Here is a 1,476-nt window from a genome sequence, read left to right as displayed (position 1 = left end):
AAAACCACAACAATCGTTTCAATATAATACCGTACCGACATCAGACAATACCCAAAACACCTTATTTCTTGAAAAAGAGCGGCTGATTGTGCCGATTATTTTTATCCCTGGTATAATGGGCAGTAATTTAAAAGTTAAACCGAGTAATACGGATAGCAATACAGATAAAGTATGGCGTTTGGATAACGTTTTTTCTCTTCTTGGCTGGGCTTTACCCCATTATGGCAATGCTAAAGCCAGAAAATCTAAACTTTCCCCTGATAAAACCGCAGTTGATGACCGTGGAAAAATCATTGATGCCGCTGCTAGCGAAGTGGCGAATATTAAACACTACTACAATACACAGTTACACTTAATCGGCGATGATAAAAGTCGACAAAATGAAGTAAGGCAACTAAAGCGGGAGCGACGACAAAAAATTGACGAGGCGATCAAAAATACTCTTGAAAACCGACTATTTGGTTCACGGCAAGAGCGAGGTTGGGGAACGGTGGGATTTTTCACTTATGGTAAGATTCTCGATAAATTGCAGGCAAGCCTTTTTGATCAAAGCGGAAGCATTCCAGCGAAAATAAATAAGTTGGTCAATAAATCCCCTTTATTTAACTTAGATGACGGGGCTAAAACCACCCTATTTCTTAAAGATGATGAAGACATTAAGCATTGTCAACAATTTTATTTTCCGGTACATGCCATGGGGTATAACTGGCTTGAGTCCAATGAGGACAGTGCCATGGCATTAAAGGAACTGGTGGACGTGACGTTACCACGGCATTATCAGAAACGCGGAAAGTTTTATGGTAAAGTGATTATAATCACTCACTCGATGGGCGGGCTAGTGTCTCGCTATTATACGCAAGCGCTGGGTGGTGAGGATAAAGTGCTGGGGGTGATTCATGGCGTGCAGCCAGCAACCGGCGCGGTGGCCGCCTATACCCGTATGAAGCGCGGAACCAATATCAATACTGGTTTTTTTGGTAAACCGAAAGCGGTAATTACCGAAAATGTGTTAGGCAAAGATGCAGCTGAGATGACCGCCGTCTGTGCCCAGGCTCCAGGACCACTGCAATTATTACCAACCCCGGAGTATGGAATGGGGTGGCTGAAAATTAAAGACTTGAAGGGTGATGAAGTAGCTTATCCCTCACTAGACCATCCTGATATCTATGATGATATTTATCTGGCCAAAGACAAATGGTGGTGCGCCTGTGAGCCGCATCTGATTAATCCCTTTAATCGCAACTATGATAAAAAACTGATGGAGGATGATTGGTACAAATATGAAAGTATCATGATAAAAAAAGTGAAAAAATTCAACTCGGCGATAGCTAATCAGTATCACCCTAATACGTATGCTTTTTTTGGTCTTGAAGATAAGATCAATCCGATAAAAATAACTGCGTTAACCTATCAAACGGCACAGTGGCAGGGAAAACCTATCTCCAGTCATAAAGTGCCGCCAAAAAACCATATTGG

General features: G+C 42.1%; 1 protein-coding gene. It reads left to right on the top strand.

Annotated elements, in window-relative coordinates; all coding sequences use genetic code 11:
* Positions 1-1,476: triacylglycerol lipase (locus JMI89_RS11740; protein WP_220680176.1), on the top strand; the 1,476-nt coding region annotated here is incomplete at both ends.

The sequence above is a fragment of the Frischella sp. Ac48 genome (genome assembly GCF_019641635.1).
Lineage (GTDB): Bacteria > Pseudomonadota > Gammaproteobacteria > Enterobacterales > Orbaceae > Frischella > Frischella japonica.
This window is presented reverse-complemented; position numbering and strand designations above follow the sequence as displayed.